Raw genomic sequence first — 26685 nt, forward strand, 5'->3', positions numbered from 1 at the left:
AAGTGAAAATAACGCGGTACAATCAGGAATAAGAAAAGGACCCGGTGACAGCCGTTTGACTGCCGCGGGTCCTTTTCGATTAAAATTGCTTGCGGTGAATGGTACGAATTTTTGTAATATCCCCTTGGTTGTTTTTAAGTCCCAGCGAAATTTCCTGCATTCGCTTTTTGGTTTCGCTGTCCTCAAATTCTGCTTCAATAATGACAAATGCGTCATTTTCGTACAGATCTTTCGTGTTGATCAATTCCATTTCTTCTCGATCCTTTCATTTGAATTAATATAAAACAAAATCTCATCTTGTATAGTAGTAAGAATGTGAATAATTGTCAATGGTTTCGACAAAATCTCCCATATAAATATTGCAAATTGTGATATTTTATCCGCCGAATGAGGTAAATAGAATATTTTTAACTGATTCCGTGTCCATTATTCAAGGATAAGGCGGGGGATTTGGAAAGAAGGAATGCAAAGATCGTTATAGCAGGCGTGAAAAGTCAGATCATAAATCGCGCAGGCGGTTCGTTGCTTTCATGTCACGGTTTTGTCATTTTTTTGATATTTTGGTATTTATTTTGTAACCAAGTTCTGTTATAATAGTTCGGTGAGATGTGCGGCGGCGCATATCGGCCAGTAAATCAGAAGCCGGGAGGGCAGCGCAGTGAAAGCGATTAAAATTTTAATTCCGATGTTGTGCATTGCTCTGCTGTTTTCCGGTTGCGGCGGATTTCATTTGGCGTCTTCCATAGATGATCTGATTTCGCCTGTGGCGCCTGCCGGGGCGGACGCCAGCGTCCAAAGTGCTATGGATGCCTATTGTAAAGGCGGCTATTCTGTAAAGATCCCCGCGGCGGGTAAGTATACCACTTCTTATATTTTCTATGACTTTGATGATGACGGTCAAAAGGAGGCTCTGGCATTTTATGAGCCCAATGACGCTCTTGGCAAGATTGATATGGCCGTGTTGGAGCAAAGCGGGGAAAATTGGCAGGTAATTGCCAATATTCAAGGCGAAGGCACGGATGTGTACAGCGTGGATTTCTGTGATGTGAACGGCGACGGCAAAACGGAATTTCTGATCTCTTGGAATATGATCAGCTACTCTACCAGCCACTTGATGTCTGTGTATAAAATGACCGGTTCGGGCCAGGAATCGAAATTGACGGCTTTAGCCGAGCCGATGCAGTACAGTGCTTATATTCCTGCAGATCTGAACAATGACGGCGTGCAGGAGGTTCTGTTCTTCTCGGCGGATCAAATGAAGTCCCTTTCCGCCAGCGCGGCGCTGTACTCCTACAAAGGAGACAAGCAGACCTTGTTAGGCGAGACCCGCGTGGACGGGCATGTGAGCGCCTATCGCAAGCTACAGGTGGGCAAAGCAGACGGCAAGCCGGCTGTGTATGCGGACGCGGTAAAATCAGATGGGGCGTCTATGCTCACAGAGCTGATTTGTTGGAGCGATTATTATGACTCCATCGTTTCCCCGTTTTACAGCTACAACACAGGCCTGACGGCGGATACCGGCCGGGATGTGATGGTGCCTTGTGTGGATATGAACGGCGACGGTTTGCTGGAAATTCCAACGGACGCCAAATTGAAAGGTCTGCCGACGCAGGTGCGCGGCGTAGACTGGTGCAAATACAAAAGCTCCGTGCTGGTTCACACCGGGTACTCCCTGGCAGTACAGGAGGACGGCTATCAAATGGTGCTGCCGGATAAGCAATTTAAGTCCGTAACTGTCAGCTATGCTGACAAGAGCCACACATTGACGGTGAAGTCCAAGACGGACAAAAAGACTGCCTTTGAAGTGTTGCCGGTGCTTCAAACACAGTATGACGCCAACCCGGGCAACTATAAGGATTATACCGAACTCTTGCGAGAGGGCGGTTATGTATATTTGGCAAAGTGCGGCAATTCGGCGGCTTTTGCCGTAACCGCAGACACACTGAAAGACTGGATCATTACCTTTTAACAGGAGGATGTATGAAGAAAGTACTGGTTGCAGAGGACGAGGAGTCCATTCGCGAATTTATTGTCATCAATCTGACCCGCAGCGGTTATACTGTGGAACAGGCGGAGAACGGCGCCGTGGCGCTGGAAAAGTTTGCAAAGGATGAAAGCGGCTTTGATGTGGCGATCCTGGACATTATGATGCCGGAGGTGGACGGTTTGGCTGTGTGCAAGCAGCTACGCGCCAAATCCTCAGACTTGGGCATCATTATGCTTAGCGCCAAGACGCAGGAGATGGACAAAATCACCGGGTTGATGTTCGGCGCCGATGATTATGTGACCAAGCCCTTTTCTCCCAGTGAGCTGATGGCGCGGGTAGATGCCGTTTATCGCCGGGTGGAGATGACCCGGGGCTTTCGCAAGAACGACACCACCGGGGACACGGTTGTGCTGGACGAGTTTGAGCTCAACCTACGCAATCGCACCCTGTCTAAGAACGGCTCCAACATTGAGCTGACCCAGGTAGAGTTCCAAATCATTGAATACTTCTTTAAGAACCCCAACGCTGCGCTGACCCGCACGGATATTCTTAAGACCGTATGGGGCAACAACTACTTTGGTGATGACAAGATTGTGGATGTGAACATTCGCCGCCTGCGCATGAAGGTGGAGGATGATCCATCCAATCCGGTATACCTGACCACCATTTGGGGCCTGGGTTACAAGTGGGTCACCAAAAATAACTAAGCAACGAGGACGAACTGCGCAATGGAAGAGAAATGGCTGAAAAAATTACATACAGCCGGGAGACTGAAAGAACTGCGGATGCAGGGTATCACAAAGCGGTGGGTGATCAATATTTTAGGTGTGATCGCCCTTTTCTTTGTGATCGTTTTTGTGGTTTCCGCTTTTACCATTCGCGCATACTATTATAATGCAGTTGAAAGTATCTTAAATTCCGGTGCGTCCACCACGGCCACCAATTACTTTTCCGGCCGACTGGACGGCGGCAGTTCCTTAGAGGCATCAGCTGCGGATTTTATTGACAGCTTCAGCTACCGGGACAAGACCACCATTTGGATCATTAACAATGCCGGCGGCGTAGTGACCTCCTCCAGCGGTTTTGCGGTAGAAAAGGTGCGTATGCCGGACTATGAGGAGGCCCTGGCCGGTGATACAGGGCGTGCACGATATGTAGGGCACATTACCGATAACGGCGAAAAATGCATGGCAGTCACACGCATTATTTACAGCGGCGACGGCGAGCCGATGGGCGCCGTGCGGGTCATCAGTTCTTTGGAGATGATCGACCGTCAGATCAGCACCATTGTTCTGCTGATTTTTTTGGCTTTGGTGCTGATCTTTGCGGTGATTTTGTACTCCAACCTGTTCTTTATCCGTTCCATTATTATCCCGGTGCAGGAGATCAACCAAACCACTAAGAAGATCTCGCAAGGGGACTACTCCGTTCGTATTGAGAAGAAATATAATGATGAAATCGGCGATCTGTCGGACTCCATCAACCAAATGGCGGAGGATATTTCTGCAACGGATAAAATGAAAAATGACTTTATTTCTACCATTTCTCACGAGCTGCGCACGCCGCTGACTTCCATTAAAGGCTGGGGCGAAACACTGGCGTTTGCAGAGAATGATAATGAGGACGAGATCACCCGCAAGGGACTGCAAGTGATCGTCCACGAGGCCGGGCGACTGGAGGGATTTGTAGAGGAGCTGCTGGACTTTAGCCGTCTGCAAAGCGGGCGCATGAAGCTGCGCCTGGCGCCTACGGATATCTTTGCCGAGCTGGATGAAACCGTTTTCACCTTCCGTGAGCGCGCCATGCGCGAAGGGATTGAGTTAAAATACAGCATTCCCGATCTGCCGGCTCCGGCCAATGCAGACGCCAACCGGTTAAAGCAAGTGTTCATGAACATTTTGGATAACGCTTTAAAGTATTCCAGAGCGCCTGCTAAGATATTTGTAAAGGCAGAATTTGCCAAAAAAGGCGGTCAGGATTATGTTAAAATCGCCGTTGCGGATCAGGGGTGCGGCATTTCCAAGGAAAATCTGCCCCATGTGAAAGAAAAATTCTATAAGGCAAATATGTCCGTGCGTGGATCCGGGATCGGACTAGCTGTCACCAATGAACTGGTGGAGCTGCACGGCGGCACCCTGGAGATCGACAGTGAGGAGGGCACCGGCACGCTGGTGACCATTTACCTGCCCATCAACAGTGCCCCCAGCAAAAAGGACTTAGCGCAGCAGCCCCAAACGGCAGAGACCAGAGAAGTGGATCAAAGTATGGAATTGAGAGGAAACAACGCCAATGCAGGAGAAAAAAACGCATAAAACATCGGTAGGTGGCCAGGCACTGATTGAGGGCATTATGATGCAAGGCCCCAAAGGTATGGCTACTGCCGTGCGCAAGCCGGACGGCGATATATTAACCGAATACCACGAATTCCACCGTCTGCGAGAGAAATATAAGTTTCTGGGTTGGCCGCTGATACGCGGCGCCGTGAACTTTTTTGAATCTATGGTGATCGGATACAAGACCCTGATGTACTCCGCTGAGGTCTCCGGTATGGAGGAAGTGGAGGAGGAAGAAATGAGCAAGTTTGAGCGCTGGCTGACGGACAAGTTGGGCGACAAACTGATGAAAGTGCTCACCGGTGTAGCGTCCGTGCTGGGCTTTGCACTGGCATTTTTGATCTTCTTCTATCTGCCGGTATTGCTGTTTAATGTGCTAAACAAACACTTTGACGGCACGCTCACTCCGGCCCAAGGTACAATTGAGGGCGTAACGAAAATTATCATTTTTGTTGTGTATATTGCGCTTGTCAGCCGAATGAAAGACATTCGCCGTACTTTTATGTACCACGGTGCAGAGCACAAAAGCATTGCCTGTTATGAGTCCGGGCTGGATTTGACGGTGGAGAATGTGAAGAAAATGACCCGCTTCCACCCGCGGTGCGGCACCTCGTTTATTTTTGTAATGCTGATTTTCAGCGTGATTTTTTATTCTGTTTTAGCCAAGTGTTTTCCGGTGATCGCTACCCAGCGGGTGCTGTGGATGCTGCTGAAATTGGTGTTTTTGCCGATTTTAATGGGGCTTGGCTATGAATTTATCCGCTATGCCGGTAAGCACGATAATTTGTTCGTCAAGATTGTCAGTGCACCGGGCCTTTGGATGCAGCGACTGACCACTCGGGAGCCGGACGACTCTATGATGGAGGTGGGCATCGCCGCACTTAAGGCTGTAATCACCGATAACCCGGAGGATGATGAAATCAAGTGACGGTTCAGGAAGCCTATAATTATAGTGTGTATTTTTTAGGCGCCAACGGCGTAGATGAAGAAGAATTCAAGGCCAAGTGCCTGGTGTGTCATTTGGCAAAGATCGCCAACCGGGACTACCACAGCCACCTAGGCGACCTGGTGAGCCAAAAAAAGCTGGCGGACGGCCTGTGGCAACTGAAAAGCGGCACACCGTTGCAATATGTGCTGGGGGAGTGGGACTTTTTAGACAGCACCTTTGCCGTGGGTCCAGGGGTACTGATCCCCCGGCCGGAAACGGAAGAACTGGCGCAGTTGGCTATTGAACAGGTCAAAAATGCAGGGTCGGCGCCTGTTGTATGGGACCTTTGCGCCGGCAGCGGCTGCATTGGGATCAGCATCGCCAAGGCCTGTCCCGGTGCCAGTGTCTACTGTGTGGAAAAGTCGACAGACGCCTTCGCTTATCTGCAAAAGAACGCCATGCCTGTTGCCAATGTACGCCCTGTACTGGCTGATATCAGCGGCGATTTGACTGCGCTGCCCAAACCGCAGGTGCTGGTATCCAACCCGCCGTACATTCCTGCTGCTGTGCTGCCTACCTTACAGCCGGAGGTGCTAAAGGAACCGATGATGGCACTGGATGGCGGCACGGACGGACTGGACTTTTACCGCCTGATTGCTGAAAAGATCGTGCCAACACTGGCCAGCGGCACGCAGCTGCTTTTGGAGATCGGCGACGAGCAGGGCAGGGCGGTGCAAAACCTGTTTACCACCTGCAAAAATGTGCAGGTTAGGCAAGACATTTACGGCAAAGATCGTATATTAATCGCCACCGTTGCGTAATTTTTCTTGACTATTGCGTAGGGATAATGGTATGCTATTCTTATCATTATAATTTAAGGGTGCTCTTATGCTTTCTATTCTTTCTTATTTGCGCCAGGGTGAGTACCTGCTGGCGCTGATTTCTATTCTTTCCAGCTGCTTTGTGGTGTTTTGCTGTTTACCTGTGCACGAGTTGGCACACGGGTGGGTGGCATATAAGTTGGGAGATACCACCGCCAAGGACGAGGGACGGTTGACCTTTAATCCTTTGGCCCACCTAAACCCCATCGGCACCATTATGATCTTTCTCTTTGGGATTGGTTATGCTCGCCCGGTGCCGGTGAATCCCAATCGTTTTAAGCATCCCAAAAGCGGTATGGCGCTGGTGTCCCTGGCCGGACCCATTGCCAATCTGCTGATGGGCTTTATCTTCAATTTTATTTATATCGCTATTTACAGCAAAGCACCCGGTGCCGATGGCTTTTTGGGTGCCGTAGAGTATTTTCTTTATTTTGCGGCCTGGATCAATGTGTCTTTGGCAGTCTTTAATTTGATCCCCATTCCGCCTCTGGACGGTTCCAAGGTGCTGGCGGCTGTGCTGCCTTATAAGGCATACAACAAATATATGCGCTATGAGCAATATATCATGATCGCACTGATGATTCTACTGTTTGTTGGCGCGCTGGACGGCGTGATCTCCACTTTAAGTACGGCGATGATGAAGTTTATTTCCATTATCCCGGCGCTAATCTTTTTGAGGTAATATGGAACAACCAAGTTATAAACTGGAGATTTTTGAGGGCCCGATGGATTTGCTCCTTCACTTGATCTCTAAGCATAAACTGAATATTAACGACATTCCTATTATTGAGCTTGTAAATCAATATTTGGATTATGTGCGAAAAATGCAGGAGGAGGATTTTGACATCGCCGGCGAATTTCTGGAGATGGCTGCCCGCCTGATTTATATCAAGACCGTATCTCTACTGCCCCGCCATGAGGAGGCAGAAACCTTAAAAAAAGAGTTGACCGGCGAACTGATTGAATACCGGGACTGCAAATTAATGGCAAAGGAACTGAGCGCCCACACAGACGGTTTTGACCGCTATGTGCGCACGCCTCAGGAGGGGTATGTAAACTATGCCTACGAGCGATTCCACGAAGGGGAGGAGCTTTTGCAGGCGTATATCAACGCTGCCGGGCGCGCCCAGCGCAAGCTGCCGCCGCCGTTGGACAGCTTTAAGGTGATTGTGGCGCGCAAGTTTGTAAATGTGGCGTCTAAGGTACAGACGGTACTGCGCAAGCTGTGGAACGGCAAGAAAGTGCGCTTTTTGTCCCTCTTTCAGGACGCCCAAACTCGCAGCGATATGGTCGCTACCTTTTTAGCGGTGCTGGAACTGGCTAAAACCAAGAAGATCACCATTGACGGGACCATGGAGGACCCGGATGTGCAAATCATAAACGAGGTAAATACCGTTGAGTGAGAAGAACAACACCATTGCCCAGTTAGAGGCCATGCTTTTTGCTGCCGGAGATCCGGTAGAGCCGGAAAAGCTGGCGGATGTGCTAAAATTGGATATTGAAAATGTGATCAAAATGCTTGGGTATTTGGAGGCCAAATACGACGAGAGCGGCAGCGGACTGCGGCTGATCCGCGTAGACGGCAAGTACCAAATCTGCACCAGAGAAGCCTATGCGGACGGTGTGCGTGCCCTACTGGAGATCAAAAAAAATACGCCTCTCAGCCCGGCCGCATTTGAAGTTTTGGCTATTGTGGCGTATAATAAAGCGGTGACTCGCTCCTTTGTGGAGCAGGTGCGCGGCGTGGATTGCTCCGGTCCCATCTCCGGTTTGGTGCAAAAAGGCTTGATCGAGGAGAAGGGGAGACTGGACCTGCCAGGCCGCCCGTTGGTGTATGGCACCACAGATCGGTTTTTGCGCTGCTTTTCCCTGAATTCCCTGGACGATTTGCCGGATCTGCCATCCACAGAGGAAGTGGAGCAGATTGCCAAGGATAACGGCCAAACCTCCCTGTTTGAGAAAGAGGGCGGCAAGGACGACCCGCTGGCTGCAGCGGCTGACGCGCTGGAAAGTGCCAATAATGACGATGAAAAAGAGATCTGAGCGGGAGAGGTGAGGACTTGAAAATCTTTTTGATTATAGTGGGTGTGCTGGTGGTGCTCATCGCACTGCTGATGTCTTTGTCTGCCACCTTAACTTTGATCTATGACGGCGGCTGGCATACCAGTGTACAAGTGCTGTTCATTAAGAAAGACATTGTGCTGTCCCAGATTCTTTCCTTTATCCTGTTCCCGGAAAAATCCGCCGATCAGGCTAAGAAAAAGGGCAAGGAGAAAAAAGAAAGCAAGGAAGACACCACGGAGCCTACGCCGGAAAATGCGCCTACGGAAGACGAGAAAGCGACCCAGGCTGTGCCGGAAAAATCGGAGAGCGAAAAGGCACCCGCAAAAGCGGAAGAAAAGCCCAAAAAGCCCAACTACTTCCAGCAGCTTTGGGACAAGGACGGCGTGATCGGTTACTTGCTGTTGATCAGCAATTTAGTGGAAACTGCGTCTTCTGCGGTAACAACTTTATTTAGGGGCTTCCATATTTATTCATTATATGTTAAAATGATTATCGGCGGCGCAGATGCCGCAGATATAGCTGAGAAGTACGGCACCCTCTGTTCGTTCTATTATCCCGTTAAGGGCATGATCTTAAACGGCATGAAGGTGGACCAATACGATGATTACATACAGCCGGATTTTATCGCACCCCGCTCGGAGTACGAGTTCCAGCTCATCGGCAGTCTCAGCGTCGGTCTTTTGGTGCGTATGCTCCTGCGGGCCGGTATCGTCTTTTTAAAAAATTTTATTAAAGATAAGTAAGGAGAAAGCATTATGAAAGAAACTCCGGTAAACAAGATTATGGAAAACACGCTGGAAAAAATGCGTGAAATGGTAGATGTTTCTACCATCATCGGCGATCCGATGGTCACCGGCGACACCACGCTTATTCCGGTATCTAAAGTGACTTACGGCTTTACCAGCGGCGGTACGGATCTGCCCACCAAGCAGCAGAATCAAGAGCTGTTCGGCGGTGGCGGCGGCGGTGGCATCACCATTACCCCGGTGGCCTTTATCGTGATCGAAAAGGGCAAGTGCCGTATGATGCAGATCAACAATTACACTTCCTCTGCGGATCGTGCTGTGTCTATGATTCCGGAGTTGGTAGACAAACTCACCGAGCTGCTGAAAGCCAAGGACGGCAAAGCAGACGAGGCGGAGACCCCCGCGGCCGAATAATGATGTACGGATCACCCGCATATATTTGTGTGGGTGATTCTTTTGTATGTAAAAAAGCGTATTTTTGCCGTTCTCTTATGTTTGTTTTTGCTGGTGCCGATGCCGGCGCTGGCGTCCACCAGCGCCCAAAGCGCCGTGGTGATGGATGCTGCCGGACACACGGTGCTGTATGAACAAAATGCCTATGAAGAACGGCCCATGGCCTCGACCACCAAAATTATGACCGCCTACCTGGCTTGTGCAGCCGGGGACTTGCAGCGAACGGTGCCTATAACAGCCGCTATGCTGGAAGACACAGAGGGCTCGTCCTTGGGATTGCATGTGGGGGATCGAATCACTTTGTACGATCTGGTGGTAGGCATGCTGTTGGTCAGCGGCAACGACGCTGCCAATGCGGCTGCAATCTTTCTTTCCGGCAGTACCAAGGCGTTTGCAGCCAGAATGAACAGTGCGGCCAAGGAAATGGGTATGCACCACACCCGCTTTGTGACCCCCTCCGGGCTGGATCGGGGCGATCATCATTCCACCGCTTACGACATGGCGCTGCTGACGGCTCACGCCCTTCAGAATAAGACCTTTGCCGAAATTTGCGCCGCGCCCAGAGCCAAAATGACCATCAACGGCAAAACAAAAACGGTATACAATCACAATCGGCTGCTCACTTCGCTGGATGGTTGCGTAGGCGTAAAAACCGGGTATACGGAACGGGCAGGGCGGTGCCTGGTGAGTGCTGTCAAATATAAGGGGAACACGCTGATCTGCGTAACCCTATCCGATCCGGATGACTGGGTGGATCACCGCCGGCTGCTGGACACCTGTAAAAAGCAGTACACCACCTACAAGCTGGACCGCCGTGTGCAGGTGCCGGTAGTGGGCGGCAGGGAGTCCTATGTGACCGCCGAGTTACGGTACAGCCAAACGGCGCTGAACGCCACTTATACCGTGCGGCTCTATTACTATCCTTTTGTTTATGCGCCGGTGAAGAAGGGCGATGTGATCGGCTACGCTTGTATTAATCAAATAATCGTGCCTATGCGGGCACAGGAGGATATTGAAATTTATGCCACAGAAGAATGAAGAACGACTGCAAAAGTACCTGGCCGAGTGCGGCGTGGCTTCTCGCCGAAAGAGCGAGGAGCTGATCGCTGCCGGTAAGGTGAAGGTCAATGGCCATGTAGCCCAAATCGGCGACAAGATCGACCCGCGCAGAGATCTGGTAACCGTGCGGGGGAAGAAAGTGCGCAAAACCCAGCGGAATTACTATATTTTACTGCACAAGCCCCGGGGCTATGTGACCACCGTGTCCGACGAATTAGGCCGTAAAACGGTGATGGATCTGGTGCGGGATATTGACGCCCGCCTGTATCCGGTAGGAAGGCTGGACAAAGACTCAGAGGGTTTGCTGCTGCTCACCAATGACGGTGCGTTTGCCAATGCCCTGACCCACCCTTGTCATGCGTACAGTAAAAAATACCGGGTGACCATTCGCGGCAAGGTAGACGACAGTGCGCTGCTGCAACTGCGAGAAGGGATTGATCTGGACGGCCGTATGACCGCCCCTTGTGATGTGACCGTCCTGACCGCAGAGGAGAACCGTACGGTGCTGGAATTTGTGCTTCACGAGGGGCGCAACCGCCAAATCCGGCGTATGTGCGAGGCAGTGGAACTGGAAGTGATTCGCTTAAAGCGTATTGCCGTAGGCTCCTTAAAGCTGGGTATGCTGCCGGTAGGGAAGTGGCGAGAGCTGACGGACAATGAGGTGCAAAAACTCATGCGCTCCGGTGCGCTGCAAACGGAGGACACAAAGAAGTGATCTGCCTTGCCAAATCTGCTGGAAATACAGCGGAATTTCTGCGCTTTTTGTATGGAATATGCTATTGCTATTCCGGGGCAACGGTGGTATAATTACAATAGGTAAGTTTGGACAGAGAATACTGTCGGCATTTGCCGAACTGCGCTTTTGTAATGAGCGGGAGCGCAAATGAGTGTACAGGAGGAACAACAAGTGAGCGAACTTGCAGAGAAGGACAAGCTGGCTGTGGATCGGCTGACTGCCCTGTTTGACGACGGCGCTTTTACTGAGATCGACGGCTACGCAAAATCCGCGTCCGGCGATGTGGAGGCTGCTGCCGGTTTCGGCACGGTGAATGGCAGTCCCGTTTACGCATTTGCACAGAATGTAAATGTAAACGGCGGTGCTATCAGTGTGGCCCAATGCGCAAAATTGAAGAAGATCTATGACCTGGCGACTAAGACGGGTTGTCCGGTGATCGGTATTTATGATTCCAACGGCGTAAAGCTGGACGAGGGCTTTGAAGCACTGTCCGCTTACGGCGAACTGGTGAAGGCTTCTACGGCGATGAGCGGCGTTTGCACGCAGATTTCCATTGTTGCCGGCAGTTGTTTGGGTGCCAGTGCCCTGATGGCCAATATGGCCGATGTGGTGATCGCCGTAAAGGACGCCGATTTCTATGTAACCACCCCCAGTGATGTGACCGCGGATACCTGCTACGAGCAGGGCACGGTGGATATTTTGGCAGACGATCTGGACGGCGCACTGACCGCCGCCAAAGATGTGGTGGCTCTGCTGCCGGGCAACAACCTGTCCCCGGCACCGGTGTATGACTTTACTGCACCGTCTGTGGCTGTGGACACCGGCGCGTCTGCAATGGATGTGATCTGTGCTGTGGCGGATGCCGGCAGCGTGGTAGAACTGAAGGGCGGCTATGCCACCCATTGCGTAACCGCACTGGCAACCGTTGGCGGCACCACCGTCGGCTTTGTGGCTTTTGACGGTTCTGCGGTTTGCCCCGCTTGCGCCTATAAGGCAGAGGCTTTCGTAAAGTTGTGCGACGCCTACAATCTGCCCATTCTCACTGTGGCAGACGCTGACGGCTTTGTAAAAGATGCAGAGAACGCTATGCTTACCGCAGCTACCCGTATGGAGACGGCTTATGCCACTGCCACTTGCCCCAAGATCGCATTGATCACCAGCAAAAGCATTGGCGGTGCGTATATTGCGCTGGCCGGTAAGGGCGCCAATGCAGATTTGACATTTGCTTGGGATACTGCTGTGCTTTCTCCGCTGGACGCAGAAGCTGCCGTTGCATTCCTGTACAGCGACCGCTTAGCAGCAGGGGAGAATCGTGGTTCTCTGGTGAAAGAATATAAAGAGACTCTCGCGTCTCCGTATACCGCAGCCGCCAGCGGGGCCATTGACGATGTGATCGTACCTGCTGACAGCCGTGCAAAGGTAATGGCTGCACTGGATATTTTGGCCGGTAAGCGTGAGAATACGCTGCCGAGAAAACATTCTGTTAAATAATCTGGAGGTTTCAATATTATGAAGAACTACACCATTACCGTGAACGGTACAGCTTACAATGTATCCGTAGAGGAGGGGACTTCCGCCGCTCCCGCAGCTGCGCCTGTTGCAGCTGCTCCGGCACCTGCTGCCGCTCCCGCTCCCGCAGCAGCGCCTGCTCCTGCTGCCGCACCGGCTCCTGCCGCTGATACCGCAGTCACCGGCGCTGTGACCGTTGAGTCTCCCATGCCCGGTACCATTCTGGATATTAAAGTGGCTTCCGGCGCTGCCGTTAAGAGCGGCGATGTACTCTTTGTTCTGGAGGCTATGAAGATGGAAAACGAGATTGTGGCGCCTCAGGACGGCACGATCGCCAGCATTAATGTAAACAAGGGTGACAGCGTAGAAGCCGGTCAGACCCTTGCTTCTCTCAACTGATAAAAAAGAGGTACAAGAATGGCTAAAATCGGCATTACGGAAACCGTGCTGCGTGACGCGCATCAGTCCCTGATCGCCACGCGTATGCGCACGGATGAATTTGAAGGCATTTTAGAGAAGATGGACAAGATCGGTTATCATTCTCTGGAGTGCTGGGGCGGTGCCACTTTTGACGCCTGCCTGCGCTTTTTGGATGAGGATCCCTGGGACAGACTGCGCTTGATCCGCAAAAAGTGCCCCAATACGAAGCTGCAAATGCTCTTCCGCGGGCAGAATATGCTGGGCTATCGGCATTATTCCGACGAGCTGGTGGATTACTTTGTAAAGAAGAGTATTGATAACGGTATTGATATTCTGCGTATTTTTGACGCACTCAACGATGTGCGTAATTTGCAGACTGCCATTAACGCAGCCAAGAAATACGGCGGTCATGTACAGGCTGCAATTTCTTACACCACCGGTCCGGTGTTTGACACGGAATACTACTGTCATTACGCGAAGGAGCTGGAGGACGCAGGTGCAGACTCTATCTGCATTAAGGATATGGCCGGTTTGCTGACCCCTTACGGCACCTATGATTTGGTTAAGGCGCTGAAAGAGACGGTAAATATTCCCATTCAGTTGCATTCCCATTACACTTCCGGTTTGGCTTCCATGGTCCACTTAAAGGGCATTGAAGCCGGCGTTGATGTAATTGATACTGCCATGAGCCCCTTGGCTATGGGTACTTCTCATCCGGCTACCGAGTCTATGGTGGCGGCTCTGCAAGGCACCCCGTATGACACCGGCTTGGATCTGAAAGCTTTGTCCGAGGTGCGTGACTTTTTCGTCCCCCTGCGAGAGAAATATCTGGCAGATGGTCTGCTGAACCCGAAAATGCTGGGCGTGGACGCCAACACTCTGCTGTACCAGGTGCCCGGCGGTATGCTTTCCAATCTGCTTGGCCAGTTAAAACAAGCTGGCAAGGAGGACAAACTGGAGGAAGTGCTGGCCGAAGTGCCGCGCGTGCGTAAAGACAGCGGTTATCCGCCGCTGGTGACCCCCACCTCTCAGATCGTGGGCACGCAGTCCGTGTTTAATGTCATTACCGGCGAGCGCTACAAAATGGTTACCAAGGAGTTTAAGGACATGGTTGCCGGCAAGTACGGCAAGACACCGTGCCCCATTGACCCTGAATTCCAGAAGAAGATCGTGGGTGACGAAGAAATTATCACCTGTCGGCCGGCCGATCTGATCCATGATAAGATCGACGACTTTAAGGCAGACATCGCCGAGTATTATGAGCAGGAGGAGGATGTTCTCTCCTACGCACAATTCGGTCAGGTTGCCGTTAAGTTCTTCCAGAAGAGAAGAGATAAAAAGTACGGCTTGGATGGCAAACACGACGATATGGACAACAAGATCCACGCAGTTTAATTGCAAGGGCGAAGTTTCGGCTTCGCCTTTTTGCCGTTCTTTGCTTACCGGTAACCCGGAAAGTGAAGAAAGATAAAAGGCAATGCCGTACAGATTTTGCAATAAATGCCTATTTACACAAAAAAAGGCTGTTAAGTGTAAGTTTTTGTTGACCTTGATAACAGCCGGTGTTATAATCTATTCAGAAAATTTAACGGAGGGATTTTCATGAACGTATTGATTTTTGGCGGTACCGGTTTGCTGGGCTCCGCCGCAGCACAGATTTTTATCGACAGAGGGCATCATGTAAAGACCATTGCACTGCCCCCGCTGCCGGAAGGCGCACCTATTCCCAAGGAGATGGAGATCGAGTTCGGCAACTTCCTGGAGCTGTCCGATGAGCAGCTGGAAGCCGCTATGACCGGCATGGATGCATTTGTTTATGCTGCCGGTGTGGACGAGCGTGTAGAGTTCCCCGCTCCCGTATATGACGCTTATAAGAAGTACAACATTGATCCTGTGGATCGTTGCCTGGCTATGGCCAAGAAGTGCGGCGTAAAGCGTTGCGTAGTGCTGGGTTCTTATTTCTCCTGGCTGGCTAAGACGCACCCGGAAATGGATCTTTGCGCAAAGCACCCCTATATCCGCTCTCGTATTGATCAGGAGAAAGTGGCTGCAAAATATGCTGATGAGAACATGGGTGTTGGCGTGCTGGAGCTGCCTTACATCTTTGGTACACAGCCCGGTCGTCGTCCTGTTTGGGTCATTTTGATCGAGCAGCTGCAGCGGTTTGAGAAATTGCCTTTCACTATGTATCCGGCCGGCGGTACAGCTATGCTGACCGTGCGTCAGGTAGGTGAGTGCATCGTTGGCGCTGCGGAGCAGGTACAGGGCTTCCGTGCTTATGGCATCTCCTGCTACAATATGCACTGGAGAGAGTTCCTGAAGATTGTTTACCGTGCCATGGATGGTATTCAGGATCGTAAGATCGTGGATGTACCGAAATGGACTTTCCAGGCCTTTGGTCTGCATATGCGCAAGGAATATGCAAAGCGCAATGTACAGTCCGGTATTGATCCCGTAGGTCTGGCTGACATTATGGGTATGGATCTGTTCATTCCCACGGATGACACCAAGGAACTGGGTTGCACCCCCGATGATATTGAGGCTGCCATCTTTGATTCCATTGCTCTGTCTAAGGCTTCCTTTGAGGGTAAAGCAAAGCTGCTGGAAATGAAGGGCGAGTAATCCTACATAATAAAAATATGCGCTCCGGAGTATTCCGGAGCGTTGTTTTATGCTTTAATGAAATAAAGCGGCAACCGTTCGGCTGCCGCTTTTTCTGTAACGATATTTTAGATATGGTTTTTCAGGTAAGACAAAATCAGAGGATTGACCTTGCTGTCATAGTTTTTACCCATGGCGTAATTCTCTCTGTTAAACCCGTGATTTGCGCCTTTAATGCGATACAGGGTAGCAGACTTGTAGGTCTTAACTGCCTTTTCTGAGTATCGGATGGGCACGCGGCTGTCTGCCGTGCCGTGAATGATCATCACGTCTTTTTTAAAGTTTTTGATGTTGCCGTAAATATCATAATCGATCAGGGTGGAAATATAATCGCGCCCCACGGTCATCACCAGAAAGTTGGCAGTCTTGGGCACATGGCCTTTGTAGTTCTTGGTCATTTCGTCCGCCATATTCAGTCCCGGGTACATCAGGATCAGTCCACGCACCTTGCTGCTGTTCTTGGAAGCCGTCAGTGCCGACACCAAACCGCCTTGACTGGTGCCCAACAGAAAAATTTTGTTCTTGTCCACCCGCTTGAGCGCCCGCGCCTTACTTAATACGGACTCTAGGTCCTTTACTTCGGTAAAGACGGTCATATCCGTGGTTTTACCGTTGCTCTTGCTCTTCTTGCTGCCGCCGCAAAAGTCAAAGCAGTAGGCCACATAGCCGTTCTTGGCCAGCATGGAACAGTAAGCGTTCATGGACTTGTAGGTCAGCCCAAAGCTATGGGACAAAATGACTGTGGGTCGGTGATAACCGACGCCGTCCGGTACATAGACCTGACCGTAAATGCGGTTCTTGCCCCGTTTGGCCCAAACCGTCTCTGTGTGGTACGCCTGCTTGCGGATATTGGCTTTTACAGTCTTGGTATTGCTCCAAGAGCCGTAATACTTCTTTCCGTTTAAGTTCTTATAAGGCCGCAGGTGCACATAATAAGTGCCGCTGTATGGCGCATAGTAGGTGGCCGCCTTGTTGCTGCCGCCCACCAAAATGCTCTCACCGTTTTTGAACTGCTTATTGCGGGCGTAGATCACCTGGTAGCCGCTGGCAGCGCCCTTTTTCCAGCTGACGGTTATTTTTGCACCACTTGCTTTTGCAGACTGCAAGGTAACTTTTGCCGGCTTGGTGGCGACGGTCAGGGTTTTCGCTTTTTTGGAATATAATGTTTTCTTTCCGGCCTTTTTGTAGGCGTGGATCTGAAGCTTATAGGTAGTGGCAGGGGACAGCTTTTTGACTGTGCCTTTGATTGCGCTGCCTTTGGTGGCGGTGAGCACCGTTTTCCATTTTTTGCTCTTGCTGTCATACCGGCGAATGCGGTAGCCGCTGGCACCTTTCACTTTACTCCAGCTTAGGCTGACGGTGCTTGCAGAGCAGCCGGTCATAGAGAACCTGGCTACTTTGCCGGGTGCAGAAGCAGCCAGCGCCACTTCACCCGGGAACACCATGGTTAGCACCAAAAAAGCGCTGAAAAGGGCACACAAAGCACGTTTATATGCAGATTTTTTCAAGCTGATCACTCTCCTTAACATTTCCATCGTGTGTCTATCATTTTTTGCAGTAGATTAAAATAGGTCCAACCCAGCGCCCGGGCGGCAATCAGGTCAGGCAATCCTGGTCTAACCGATTGGGCCGTACTGCGCCGGTAAGATTGGGTTTGAAGTTATAAAAATTTCAGCTGCCTCTCACTTCCTTACGCCCTCATAGTAGCACAAACCTTTTCATTTGTAAATAAGCAGACAAAATAATCCGCAAATGTCTGTTATCCCGGTGAAACCGCAGTTGCCTTTCTGCAGATTTGGTAGTATAATAGCGGGGAAGTTTTATGACAGGACGAGGGTATATGAAAGAACAAATCACCATAGAGGAACTGCTGGCGCTGGAACCGGGCAGCTACCTGCTTTATGATATGCGGGACCGCTATTCCTTTGATTACGGCGCCATTCCCGGTGCAGAGCATAAAGAACAGACGGCGATCTTAGAAGCGGCGGACAGCCTACCGAAGGACATGCCGGTCATCATCTGCTGCAAAAGCGGTCTCCTTAGTGATGCGGTGGCCGAGGAGCTGCGCACCCGTGGGGTACAGGCCATGAATTTACAGGGCGGCTACTACGGCTACCTGATGCAAAGCCTGCACTTTGAGGCGGATAAAGCGAAAGAAGTGCAGCACAGTATTCACAAGAAGTTTCATAAAGAAATTTGGAGCCGCTTTACTGCTGCTTTGGACGAATACAGACTGTTGCAGTCGGGTGATAAGGTGGCCGTTTGTATCAGCGGCGGCAAGGACAGTATGCTGATGGCGCTGCTGTTCCAGGAACTGCAAAAGCACAGTCGCTTTCCCTTTGAAGTGGTGTATCTGGTGATGGATCCGGGTTACAGTCCCAAGAACCGGGAGGTGATTGAGCGCAACGCCCGCACCTTAGGACTGCCCATTACCGTGTTTGAGACAGATATTTTCTCATCCGTTTTGCATATTGAAAAGTCGCCCTGCTATATCTGCGCCCGTATGCGCCGTGGGCATTTGTATAACAAGGCCAAGGAGTTGGGCTGCAACAAGATCGCCCTGGGTCACCATTACGACGATGTAATCGAGACGATTTTAATGGGCATGCTGTACGGAGGCCAGGTGCAAACCATGATGCCCAAGCTGCACAGCACCAACTTTGCCGGTATGGAACTGATCCGCCCGCTGTACTTGGTGCGGGAAAGCAGCATTGAACACTGGCGGGATTATAACGGCCTGCACTTTATCCAGTGCGCCTGCAAGTTTACGGACACCTGCACCTCTTGCAACCCGGACAATACTTCCAAGCGTAAGCGTACCAAGGAACTGATCCAAATGCTGCATGCAGAAAGTCCACAGGTGGAAAGCAACATCTTCCGCAGTGTGGAGCATGTGAATATTGACACAGTGATCGGCTACAAGCAGCACGGTCAGCTTCATTCGTTCCTGGACAGTTATGATGAAACCGAATAAGCCTAAATAAAATGAACCCCGGAGTACAAACTCCGGGGTCTTTTGTATCTGATTTGGTTTTAGAAGTTCAGCAGACCTGCGCCGCCGTTGACTGCCATAAAGGCAGAGGAGAACACCAAAGACACAATGGTCATCAGCTTAATAAGAATGTTGATAGACGGGCCGGAGGTGTCCTTAAAGGGATCGCCTACGGTGTCGCCAACCACGGCAGCCTTATGGGCTTCAGAGCCTTTGCCGCCGTCTTTCAGACCCTCAATGTACTTTTTGGCATTGTCCCAGGCACCGCCACTATTGGCCATAAAGATTGCCATCATAACGCCGCTGACCAGCGCACCTGCCAGCAGACCGCCCAGGCTCTCAACACCCAGCAGGAAGCCTACCAGTAAAGGAGCCACCACTGCCATAATGCCGGGCAGAATCATCTCTTTAAGTGCTGCGGTAGTGGAGATGGACACGCACTTGGTGTAGTCCGGCTTCTCCGTACCCTTTAAGATGCCGGGTTTCTCCCGGAATTGGCGGCGCACTTCCTCGATCATCTTGTTCGCAGCCTTGCCAACGGAACTCATGGTAAAGGCAGAGAACAGGAAGGGGAGCATACCGCCCAAGAACAAGCCTGCCACAACTTTGGCATCCAAAATGCTCATACCGCCACTGGTGATATTCGTAGTTTCTGCAAAGGAGGCGAACAGCGCCAGCGCCGTCAAAGCGGCAGAACCGATGGCAAAGCCTTTGCCTACTGCGGCTGTGGTGTTACCTACGCTGTCCAGCTTATCGGTGATCTTGCGCACAGAGCCATCCAGTTCACTCATCTCGGCAATACCGCCGGCATTGTCCGCAATCGGACCGTAAGCGTCCACCGCCACGGTGATCCCGGTGGTAGACAGCATACCTACGGCAGCAAGTGCGATACCGTAAAGACCTAAGAATTTGTAAGACAGCAGTATACCCACAGCGATAAACAGCACCGGAATGGCGGTGGAACGCATGCCCACGCTCATACCGCTGATAATGTTGGTTGCAGCGCCGGTTTTGGAGCTTTCTGCAATTTCTTTTACGGATTTATAGTGATCGGAAGTATAAATTTCCGTCAGCTTACCGATGGCAGTGCCCACGATCAGGCCGCACAGCACACACCAAAAGCCGTTCATGGTGCCCAGCATAAAGTGGCTCAGCAACCCGGCGGCAAGGATCACCAGCGCCGTTGCCGTATATTCGCCCCGGTTCAAGGCGCGCTGCGGGTCCGTGCCGTCCTTGGCGCGTACAAAGAATGTGGCGATCACGGAACCGAGAATGCCCACGCCGCACAGCACCAGCGGGAAGATCGCCGCATACAGGCGACTGCTGACGGTGGTAGCCGCAAATGCCAAGGTGATGGCAGAGATAATGGAGCCAACATAGCTTTCAAACAAATCGGCGCCCATACCGGCTACATCGCCCACATTGTCACCCACATTGTCTGCAATGGTTGCCGGGTTGCGGGGATCGTCCTCCGGAATACCTGCCTCCACTTTGCCCACCAGATCGGCGCCTACATCCGCAGCCTTGGTATAAATACCGCCGCCGACACGGGCAAACAGAGCGATAGAAGACGCACCCAAACTAAAGCCTGTGAGAATATTCAGAGCAGAGGCATTGCTCACCAGATCGTACTTACTGTTTAGGAACAGGAAGATTAAACCCACGCCGATGACGCCCAGGCCGACCACAGACAAACCCATCACGGCACCGCCGCTAAAGGCAATCTTTAGTGCTTTATTCATGCCTCGCTCCCGCGCAGCATTGGCGGTGCGCACATTGGCTTTAGTGGCCACGGTCATACCAAAGAACCCGGCCAGGGTAGAGAACAGAGCGCCCAGCACAAAGCAAACGGCGGTGAGCCAGTTGATCACCAAGCCGATCACTACAAACAGTACCACGGCAAAAACAATCAGAATTCGATACTCGGCAAACAAAAAGGCGCGAGCGCCGGTGGCGATGGCGTCGGCAATCTCTTTCATCTTTGCCGTGCCGGCGTCTTTCTTACCGATATAGCGTGCAGTGAACAGGGCGAACAGCAGCGCCACCAAACCGCACACAGGTACAAGGTACAATAACTTTTCCATAAATTAACCACTCCCGGTCCGAATTCCGGCAAAGCCGAGAATTCTTATACTTTATTCTATTTTTACCATACTTGTAAGAAAAAGTCAACAAACAAAATAGCCGCCGTTTATTAAGAATTGTTTATGTTTGACAAAAATATGCAAAAAAGGCGATATAAGTGCATAAGATTTCGTATACCGGCCCAAAACAGTCCGGCGTGTGCATAAAAAAACAGTACGGCAGAACCGTACTGTTTTTATCGCTATAAAATAGTATGTAAGACTTAGTCGGCAGTTTTTTCGTTCTGCTCTGCCAAACGGGCAGCGCGCTTCTCCGCCAGTTCCACGATCATCTGCTGCTGCAGGTCACCGTGAATGTTGTAGAACAGGAAAGACAGACCGTAAAGGCCACGGGCCAAACCGGGCAGGATACAGAACACCGCCCAAATACCGGACAGAATAGCGGGATCCGTTTGAGGCACAGCGTTGCCCAGGGAGTCGGTGAGGGGAATGTAGTTAATCCAGGTCAGTACCATACCGGACATCCAAGAAGTAATAGAAGTTGCCAGTTTCTGAAAGTAGCCCTGTACGGTGGTTACCAGCGCTTCGTTACGCAGACCGTGCTTCCATTCCATATAGTCCAGAGCTTCTGCGGTCAAAATGGGGTTAACCACCTGAATGACTTTATTGGGCAGGCCGCAAATGGTCAGACCGAAGACCACCCAAATGAAGTTGAGAATTCTGTGGTCGCCGAAAGTCTGGCCAAAGGGGTGGTAACCGATAAAGAACAGAGTAAAGTAAGCCACACCGCCAAACACACCGGCCAAGATTGCCGTTACGCGAGCACCCAGCCTCTTAACCAGTTTGGCAGCCATAGGCACCATCAGGTAGTTGGGAATACCGGTAAATAGACCGCAGATGGTCTGGTTCATAATGGCGCCGGTATTGTTTAGCCAGAAGTACTGCTCGGAGGAGCCGCCTACGGCCTTAAAGTTGTTAAAGAAATCCGACAGAATGATGGCAAACAGGGGACGGTTGGAGAAGATCTCCTTAATGGACTGGAGAACAGAGGTCTCGTTCATCTCCTCGCGGCTCATCAGCGGCACCCGCTCCCGCATATTGAAGAACCCGAACACCGAGAACCCGGCGCAAAGGATCAACATACAGTAGGCGAAGCCGGAGTACACGCCCTGCATGGTAATGTTCTTATTAACCTTTGGCAGCAGCTGTACAAACACGGGAACCAGTGAGGGCAGCCAGGTGCCGAACAGCTCAAAAAACTTGGTGGTGGTAATTAAGTTATTTCGCTCGTCGTTATTTGGCGTTATGTTATAAACAAGCAGCCAGTAGGCGCCGAAGTAGCTCATACCCAGACCGTACAGTAATATGCCTATGGCGGACCAAACGATCTTTTGTGTGGAATTCAGATCCGGAGCGGTAAACATCATATAGCCGCCGATGAGCCACATAGGCAGGGACAGGATCAAGAACGGCCGAATACGCCCCCAACGGGTACGGGTACGGTCAATGATCAGTCCGCTGATGGTATCGTCCGCCGCATCATAAATGGAGGCAAACAGGTTGATGTTTGCGTACGCGGTGGTGTTCAGCTTTAAAAACTGGATCATAAAGAATTCCTTGAACGCACTGGTAAACTGGTCCAAGTTCTTCTTACCGAAGTTCACCAGCACAAAGGCGGCGATCTCCTTCGGTGACAAGTAGCGCTTTTTGGTATAGGCCAGCCTTTCCAATTCTTCCAGTTCAGAATCGTTTAGCTGCTGAGACTCAACTTTTTCTGCCAAAACATTCCCTCATTTCAGGGCCGTAGCCCAACAAAATCATAACGATATAATTTTAGCATAATAAGTAGAGCAAATCAACACTTTTTTCTGTACAAAAGTAACAAGATAATGCACGATGAGAAAAGTTGTGTAACATTTCTCCTGGCTTTTGATTTTTGCCGGCAATTCTATTGACAACCGGCGCCAAACATTATAAAATATTTTGGTGAATATGATGGCTGTAACGGACTGATATTCGTTTCCATATTCGTTTTCATTGATAACAGAACCAGCGCCACGGCGCCGAAAGGATGTAGACTATGGCATCGACCTGCCCCAACTGCGGCAAAAAATTACATTTTTGGAACATTAAGGCGGAGTGCTCCGCCTGCGGTGTGAGCATTCCTAATTTTGATTGGGAGGCCAGACTGGAGGAGGACAACCGCAATGCGGAAAAAGCCTTCGGCGTGTTTAACCGCACCCTCAGCCGTATGGCGTATTCCATGTGGGGCACCAAGCTGCGCATTGCTCGCCTGGTGCTGACCTTTTTGCCGGCTGTGGGTTTCATTTTACCCTGGTCCAATATCAAAGGCACCGGCTCCAGCTTTGTGCTGAGTATTCTCGCTTTTGACGGTAGCAAGTCGCTGATTGACTTTTTCAAGGCGTTTTTTGGCGATGTAGGACTGTTTACCACAACTATGGGTATGGAGGGCTACGGCGGTCCGGTGACCCTTGGTGTGATTGGCTACTTCCTGTTCTTACTCAGCGCTTTATTTATTGTGATCGCATTCTTTATGGTACTGATCCGCTGCAAGAATTCCAAGACCAAGACGACCATTGTTTTTGATGTACTGTCTGTTGCGGCTTCTGTCGCCGCCGTAATCTGCTTTACCGTTGGCGGTCAGCGGGGCGCGGATCTGGGTGCATTCAGCTTTGGCGGCAACGCGGCTCTGGCACCCAGCGGTTCCATCGGTTGGGGCTACTTTGTGGCGCTGCTTTTGCTGCTGGTTGCCACCGGCATGAACATTGCCGTTGTTAAAGCGCCGGCCAAGTCTGACGAGCAGTTGGAGAACGAACGCCTGGCGCGGGTGGCTGCGAAAGAAGAAAAAGAGCGCCTGGCTGAAGAAAAACGGGAACTGGAGCGCGTACAGGCTGCCAAGAAAGCCCAGGAAGAAGAAAAAGCTAAGGTGGAAGAAGCCAAGCGAAAGCTGGCTGCCAAAGCGGAAAAGCGTAAGAACAAGAAATAAACCAAAAGGAGCGGCACAGCTGCGGCAAATCGCCGAGCCTGCGGCTCCTTTTTTGTTGCCTTGACCGGCAAGGCCGGTTTTGGTATAATGTAAAAGAGATTATTCGACTATTCGACAACTGGAGTGATATGATGGCAGAGGACAAACAAGAGTTGACCCCAACCGTAGAAAAAAAAGCAAAGAAGAAGCTCAGTGGCAAACAAAAAGGCATAATCGCCGGCGTTGTGGTGGCCGTAGTGATACTGCTGGTAGGCATTGCCGGTTACGTGGTGACCCATGTAAACAGCTACGCCTTTTACAATAAAGTCGTGATCGCGTTGGCACCGGATAAAATAGAGGACTACGGCAAGACCTTTTACCTTAAGACCAACCCGGACTATGACCAGAAGAAGGCACCCAACGAGCCAATGTTCATCTGCTACTATAAAGATGCAAGCGGCAAGGAAGTGGATCTGCCCGGCGGCACCTATAAAGAGAACGGCAATAACGGCCAGGTGCTCATCGCATTTTTGGGCAAAGCCGCCGAGAAAGTGGTCGCCATTCAAAAGACCGTAACCATTATCTTTTGGGTGTTGGTGGCCGTGGCCGTTTGCGTGCTGATCTATATTTGGTATCGGCTGGACGCCCGCTATGAGGAGCGCCAAATGCTGGCTGCCCACGGTGGCAGAGAAAAAGATAAAAAGAAACACAAGAATTAAGTCTGCGATGGCAGTGCGAGGTTTGCTTATGAACTACGATTTATTGTTTTCTCCCGCCAAAATCGGCAATGTGACGGTAAAGAACCGGATTATTATGGAGCCGATGTGCCTTGGCTTCGGTCAATTTGACGGTCGGGCCACGGATACCATGATGGACTATTACGAAGAGCGGGCCAAGGGCGGCGTAGGACTGATCTTTACAGAGATTACCCGTGTCAACGATATGACCGGTGCGTCCTCCTTCGGTCAACTGGGCATGAGTCATGATTACCAAATTGACTCCCTGCGCACCATGGCACAACGGGTACACCGTCACGGCACCAAATTGATGGTGGAGCTGCACCACCCGGGGCGGCAAAATCTGGGGCTGATGGTGGGCACACTGCCTATTTGCGTAGCCGGCGACCGCTTCCTCGGGTCCGCTTATGCCAAGCTGCTGTACGGCAGTGTAATCCCTCCCGGTAAGAAGTTGCAGGATAAGGACATTGTGCCCCGCACCGTGGCACCCAGCCGATGCGAAAAAAGCAAAATGAGCGAAAGCGTCAACCGTGGTCTGTCCCACCGGGGTGTGCAGCGGCTGATCATGCAGTTTATTGAAGCTGCACAAAGAGTAAAGAAAGCCGGCTGTGACGGTGTGGAACTCCACGCCGCCCATGGCTATCTCATTCAGCAATTCCTGTCACCGAATACCAACCGGAGAACGGACGAATACGGCGGTTCTCTGGAGAACAGAATGCGTTTTTTGACGGAGATCATTGACGGCATTCGCATCACCTGCGGGCGGGATTTCCCCATTGTGGTGCGTCTGTCGGTAGATGAGATGTACGATCGCATCGGCCAGCCCGGCAAGGGCTACGGCTTGGAAGAGGGCCTGCAAATGGCCAAAATTCTGTCTGACAAGCGCATTGACGCCATTGACGTGTCATCTGCGTGCTACGATACATTCAATTACTGGCTGGAGCCGGTAACTTTCCCTTGCGGTTGGCGCAAGCACCTGGCCCAAGCGGTCAAAGAAGTGGTGAACATTCCTGTGATTGCCGCCAATTTGATTCGCACCCCGGAGCAAGCGGAAGAACAGCTTGCACAAGGTATTCAGGACTTTGTAGGTCTTGGCCGTCCCTTGATTGCTGATCCATACTGGGCAGACAAGGCAGAGCAGGGGAAGGCTGGTGAAATTCGCCACTGTATCAACTGCCTATACTGCTTTGAGAGTATGATGGAGGGTGCCTATAAAGGCGAGCACGGTCATTGCTCCGTGAACCCGTTTGTAGGCCGAGAGCGCACAATGTTGGAACAAAACGGCAATGGGCGCAAGGTGGTTATTGTCGGTGCCGGACCTGCGGGTCTGACGGCAGCGGAACTGCTGGCTCGCCGGGGATTTGATGTGACCGTACTGGAAAAAGCCAAAACCCCCGGCGGTCAGGTACTGTTGGCAGCCAAGCCGCCCCATAAGGAGCGCATGACCTGGTGCACGGAGGATTTGACTACCCTCGCGCAGGCAGCGGGTGCGGAAATTCGCACCCAGGTAGAAGCGACAGAAGAAATCATTGCCGCTTATGATCCTTACGCTGTGATCTGTGCCACCGGCGGCAGCGCCGTACACCCAAAGGCTTTCAGCGGCGAAAATGTGTGTACGGTGACGGATATTCTCACCGGCAATGTGAAAGTGAAAGACAAAAAGGTGGCGGTGATCGGCTCCGGCATGACCGGACTGGAAACCTCCGAGCTGCTGGTAAGCCAAGGCAATCATGTGACCATTGTGGAAATGGCGCCCCGCATTGCACCCGGTGCATACTTCCAGCACGTGGACGATGTGCTACCTAAGTTACAGGCGGCACGCACTGTCTTTATGGTGGGACAAAAACTGCTAGCCGTTCATCCGGACAGCATTGAACTGGAAAATGTGGACACCGGCAGCAAAACCATGGTGCCTTGCGACCTGGTGGTGCTCTCTTTGGGCGTGCGCCCGGAGAACGGCTTGTATGAAAGCATTAAGAGCAGCTTCAGCCGTGTATATAACATCGGCGACAGCAACAAAATCGGCCGAATCCACAACGCCACAGAAGCCGCCTACCAATTGGCAATGTCCCTGTAAATCACATAAAAAATGACCCCGAACCACTCCGG

General features: G+C 51.3%; 24 protein-coding genes. 20 read left to right on the forward strand and 4 right to left on the reverse strand.

The window, feature by feature from the left end; all coding sequences use genetic code 11:
• Positions 1-79: 79 nt before the first annotated feature.
• The gene (locus OGM59_03780) at positions 80-250 is read right to left on the reverse strand and encodes a hypothetical protein (GenBank protein UYI91586.1); all 171 of its coding nucleotides are present in this window, start codon (positions 248-250) and stop codon (positions 80-82) included.
• A gap of 408 nt (positions 251-658) precedes the next feature.
• Here OGM59_03780 and OGM59_03785 point away from each other — a divergent pair, with 408 nt between their 5' ends.
• From OGM59_03785 to OGM59_03860, 16 genes are all read left to right on the forward strand, one after another.
• Positions 659-1969: a VCBS repeat-containing protein gene (locus OGM59_03785; protein ID UYI91587.1), complete on the forward strand. Its 1311-nt coding sequence runs from the start codon at positions 659-661 to the stop codon at positions 1967-1969.
• 11 nt (positions 1970-1980) lie between these two features.
• A complete protein-coding gene (locus OGM59_03790; protein ID UYI91588.1) occupies positions 1981-2694 on the forward strand; it encodes a response regulator transcription factor in 714 nt (237 codons plus the stop codon).
• Between the two features lie 21 nt (positions 2695-2715).
• Positions 2716-4299, forward strand: a complete 1584-nt coding sequence (locus tag OGM59_03795) for a HAMP domain-containing histidine kinase (GenBank protein UYI91589.1) — start codon at positions 2716-2718, stop codon at positions 4297-4299.
• A complete protein-coding gene (locus tag OGM59_03800; protein UYI91590.1) occupies positions 4277-5248 on the forward strand; it encodes a DUF1385 domain-containing protein in 972 nt (323 codons plus the stop codon). Before OGM59_03795 ends, OGM59_03800 begins: the two co-directional genes overlap by 23 nt.
• 26 nt (positions 5249-5274) lie before the next feature.
• Positions 5275-6069, forward strand: a complete 795-nt coding sequence (gene prmC / locus OGM59_03805; protein UYI91591.1) for a peptide chain release factor N(5)-glutamine methyltransferase — start codon at positions 5275-5277, stop codon at positions 6067-6069.
• A 67-nt stretch (positions 6070-6136) separates the two neighbouring features.
• Positions 6137-6811 (forward strand): site-2 protease family protein, encoded by a 675-nt coding sequence (locus tag OGM59_03810; GenBank protein UYI91592.1) that lies wholly within the window; start codon positions 6137-6139, stop codon positions 6809-6811.
• Between the two features lies 1 nt (position 6812).
• The gene (locus OGM59_03815) at positions 6813-7532 is read left to right on the forward strand and encodes a segregation/condensation protein A (protein ID UYI91593.1); all 720 of its coding nucleotides are present in this window, start codon (positions 6813-6815) and stop codon (positions 7530-7532) included.
• Entirely contained in the window at positions 7525-8172 is a 648-nt protein-coding gene (gene scpB / locus OGM59_03820; protein UYI91594.1) for an SMC-Scp complex subunit ScpB, read from the forward strand. The genes OGM59_03815 and scpB overlap by 8 nt, the downstream gene beginning before the upstream one ends.
• Before the next feature lie 17 nt (positions 8173-8189).
• Complete coding sequence (locus OGM59_03825) at positions 8190-8936, forward strand: DUF2953 domain-containing protein (GenBank protein ID UYI91595.1); 747 nt, start codon at positions 8190-8192, stop codon at positions 8934-8936.
• Between the two features lie 12 nt (positions 8937-8948).
• Positions 8949-9353, forward strand: a complete 405-nt coding sequence (ytfJ, locus tag OGM59_03830; protein UYI91596.1) for a GerW family sporulation protein — start codon at positions 8949-8951, stop codon at positions 9351-9353.
• A gap of 42 nt (positions 9354-9395) precedes the next feature.
• Positions 9396-10430, forward strand: a complete 1035-nt coding sequence (locus OGM59_03835; protein ID UYI91597.1) for a D-alanyl-D-alanine carboxypeptidase — start codon at positions 9396-9398, stop codon at positions 10428-10430.
• A complete protein-coding gene (locus OGM59_03840; protein ID UYI91598.1) occupies positions 10414-11166 on the forward strand; it encodes an rRNA pseudouridine synthase in 753 nt (250 codons plus the stop codon). Before OGM59_03835 ends, OGM59_03840 begins: the two co-directional genes overlap by 17 nt.
• Before the next feature lie 192 nt (positions 11167-11358).
• Positions 11359-12678: a carboxyl transferase gene (locus OGM59_03845; protein ID UYI91599.1), complete on the forward strand. Its 1320-nt coding sequence runs from the start codon at positions 11359-11361 to the stop codon at positions 12676-12678.
• Positions 12679-12696: 18 nt separating this feature from the next.
• Positions 12697-13095: a biotin/lipoyl-binding protein gene (locus OGM59_03850; GenBank protein ID UYI91600.1), complete on the forward strand. Its 399-nt coding sequence runs from the start codon at positions 12697-12699 to the stop codon at positions 13093-13095.
• Positions 13096-13113: 18 nt separating this feature from the next.
• A complete protein-coding gene (locus tag OGM59_03855; GenBank protein UYI91601.1) occupies positions 13114-14511 on the forward strand; it encodes an oxaloacetate decarboxylase subunit alpha in 1398 nt (465 codons plus the stop codon).
• Between the two features lie 207 nt (positions 14512-14718).
• Positions 14719-15738 (forward strand): NAD-dependent epimerase/dehydratase family protein, encoded by a 1020-nt coding sequence (locus OGM59_03860; GenBank protein ID UYI91602.1) that lies wholly within the window; start codon positions 14719-14721, stop codon positions 15736-15738.
• Between the two features lie 107 nt (positions 15739-15845).
• Here the strand turns inward: OGM59_03860 and OGM59_03865 are convergent, their stop codons facing one another.
• Positions 15846-17285: an alpha/beta fold hydrolase gene (locus tag OGM59_03865; protein ID UYI91603.1), complete on the reverse strand. Its 1440-nt coding sequence runs from the start codon at positions 17283-17285 to the stop codon at positions 15846-15848.
• A gap of 332 nt (positions 17286-17617) precedes the next feature.
• Here OGM59_03865 and OGM59_03870 point away from each other — a divergent pair, with 332 nt between their 5' ends.
• The gene (locus tag OGM59_03870) at positions 17618-18751 is read left to right on the forward strand and encodes a rhodanese-like domain-containing protein (protein UYI91604.1); all 1134 of its coding nucleotides are present in this window, start codon (positions 17618-17620) and stop codon (positions 18749-18751) included.
• Between the two features lie 59 nt (positions 18752-18810).
• Here the strand turns inward: OGM59_03870 and OGM59_03875 are convergent, their stop codons facing one another.
• Together OGM59_03875 and OGM59_03880 are read right to left on the reverse strand one after the other, a co-directional pair.
• Positions 18811-20853, reverse strand: coding sequence for a sodium-translocating pyrophosphatase (locus tag OGM59_03875; protein ID UYI91605.1), 2043 nt, complete (start codon positions 20851-20853; stop codon positions 18811-18813).
• Between the two features lie 263 nt (positions 20854-21116).
• Positions 21117-22634, reverse strand: a complete 1518-nt coding sequence (locus OGM59_03880) for an MFS transporter (GenBank protein UYI91606.1) — start codon at positions 22632-22634, stop codon at positions 21117-21119.
• A 299-nt stretch (positions 22635-22933) separates the two neighbouring features.
• Between OGM59_03880 and OGM59_03885 the strand changes: the two genes are divergently transcribed.
• The 3 genes from OGM59_03885 (at position 22934) to OGM59_03895 (ending at position 26653) form a co-directional block, all read left to right on the forward strand.
• Positions 22934-23860 (forward strand): hypothetical protein, encoded by a 927-nt coding sequence (locus OGM59_03885; GenBank protein ID UYI91607.1) that lies wholly within the window; start codon positions 22934-22936, stop codon positions 23858-23860.
• A 131-nt stretch (positions 23861-23991) separates the two neighbouring features.
• Positions 23992-24558 carry a hypothetical protein gene (locus OGM59_03890; protein ID UYI91608.1) on the forward strand — a complete coding sequence of 189 codons (567 nt, stop codon included), beginning with the start codon at positions 23992-23994 and terminating at the stop codon, positions 24556-24558.
• A gap of 28 nt (positions 24559-24586) precedes the next feature.
• Complete coding sequence (locus tag OGM59_03895) at positions 24587-26653, forward strand: FAD-dependent oxidoreductase (GenBank protein UYI91609.1); 2067 nt, start codon at positions 24587-24589, stop codon at positions 26651-26653.
• Positions 26654-26685 lie beyond the last annotated feature (32 nt).

The organism is Oscillospiraceae bacterium (genome assembly GCA_025757685.1).
Classification (GTDB): Bacteria; Bacillota; Clostridia; order Oscillospirales; family Acutalibacteraceae; genus CAG-217.

Excerpts from the sequence above, each read along its gene's own strand:
- OGM59_03810 (UYI91592.1), top strand. The coding sequence starts at position 6,137 with ATGCTTTCTATTCTTTCTTATTTGCGCCAGGGTGAGTACCTGCTGGCG.
- OGM59_03840 (UYI91598.1), top strand. The coding sequence starts at position 10,414 with ATGCCACAGAAGAATGAAGAACGACTGCAAAAGTACCTGGCCGAGTGC.
- OGM59_03800 (UYI91590.1), top strand. The coding sequence starts at position 4,277 with ATGCAGGAGAAAAAAACGCATAAAACATCGGTAGGTGGCCAGGCACTG.
- OGM59_03870 (UYI91604.1), top strand. The coding sequence starts at position 17,618 with ATGAAAGAACAAATCACCATAGAGGAACTGCTGGCGCTGGAACCGGGC.
- OGM59_03780 (UYI91586.1), bottom strand. The coding sequence starts at position 250 with ATGGAATTGATCAACACGAAAGATCTGTACGAAAATGACGCATTTGTC.
- OGM59_03885 (UYI91607.1), top strand. The coding sequence starts at position 22,934 with ATGGCATCGACCTGCCCCAACTGCGGCAAAAAATTACATTTTTGGAAC.
- OGM59_03850 (UYI91600.1), top strand. The coding sequence starts at position 12,697 with ATGAAGAACTACACCATTACCGTGAACGGTACAGCTTACAATGTATCC.
- OGM59_03895 (UYI91609.1), top strand. The coding sequence starts at position 24,587 with ATGAACTACGATTTATTGTTTTCTCCCGCCAAAATCGGCAATGTGACG.
- OGM59_03860 (UYI91602.1), top strand. The coding sequence starts at position 14,719 with ATGAACGTATTGATTTTTGGCGGTACCGGTTTGCTGGGCTCCGCCGCA.
- OGM59_03855 (UYI91601.1), top strand. The coding sequence starts at position 13,114 with ATGGCTAAAATCGGCATTACGGAAACCGTGCTGCGTGACGCGCATCAG.
- OGM59_03815 (UYI91593.1), top strand. The coding sequence starts at position 6,813 with ATGGAACAACCAAGTTATAAACTGGAGATTTTTGAGGGCCCGATGGAT.
- OGM59_03875 (UYI91605.1), bottom strand. The coding sequence starts at position 20,853 with ATGGAAAAGTTATTGTACCTTGTACCTGTGTGCGGTTTGGTGGCGCTG.
- OGM59_03890 (UYI91608.1), top strand. The coding sequence starts at position 23,992 with ATGGCAGAGGACAAACAAGAGTTGACCCCAACCGTAGAAAAAAAAGCA.
- OGM59_03795 (UYI91589.1), top strand. The coding sequence starts at position 2,716 with ATGGAAGAGAAATGGCTGAAAAAATTACATACAGCCGGGAGACTGAAA.
- OGM59_03790 (UYI91588.1), top strand. The coding sequence starts at position 1,981 with ATGAAGAAAGTACTGGTTGCAGAGGACGAGGAGTCCATTCGCGAATTT.
- ytfJ (UYI91596.1), top strand. The coding sequence starts at position 8,949 with ATGAAAGAAACTCCGGTAAACAAGATTATGGAAAACACGCTGGAAAAA.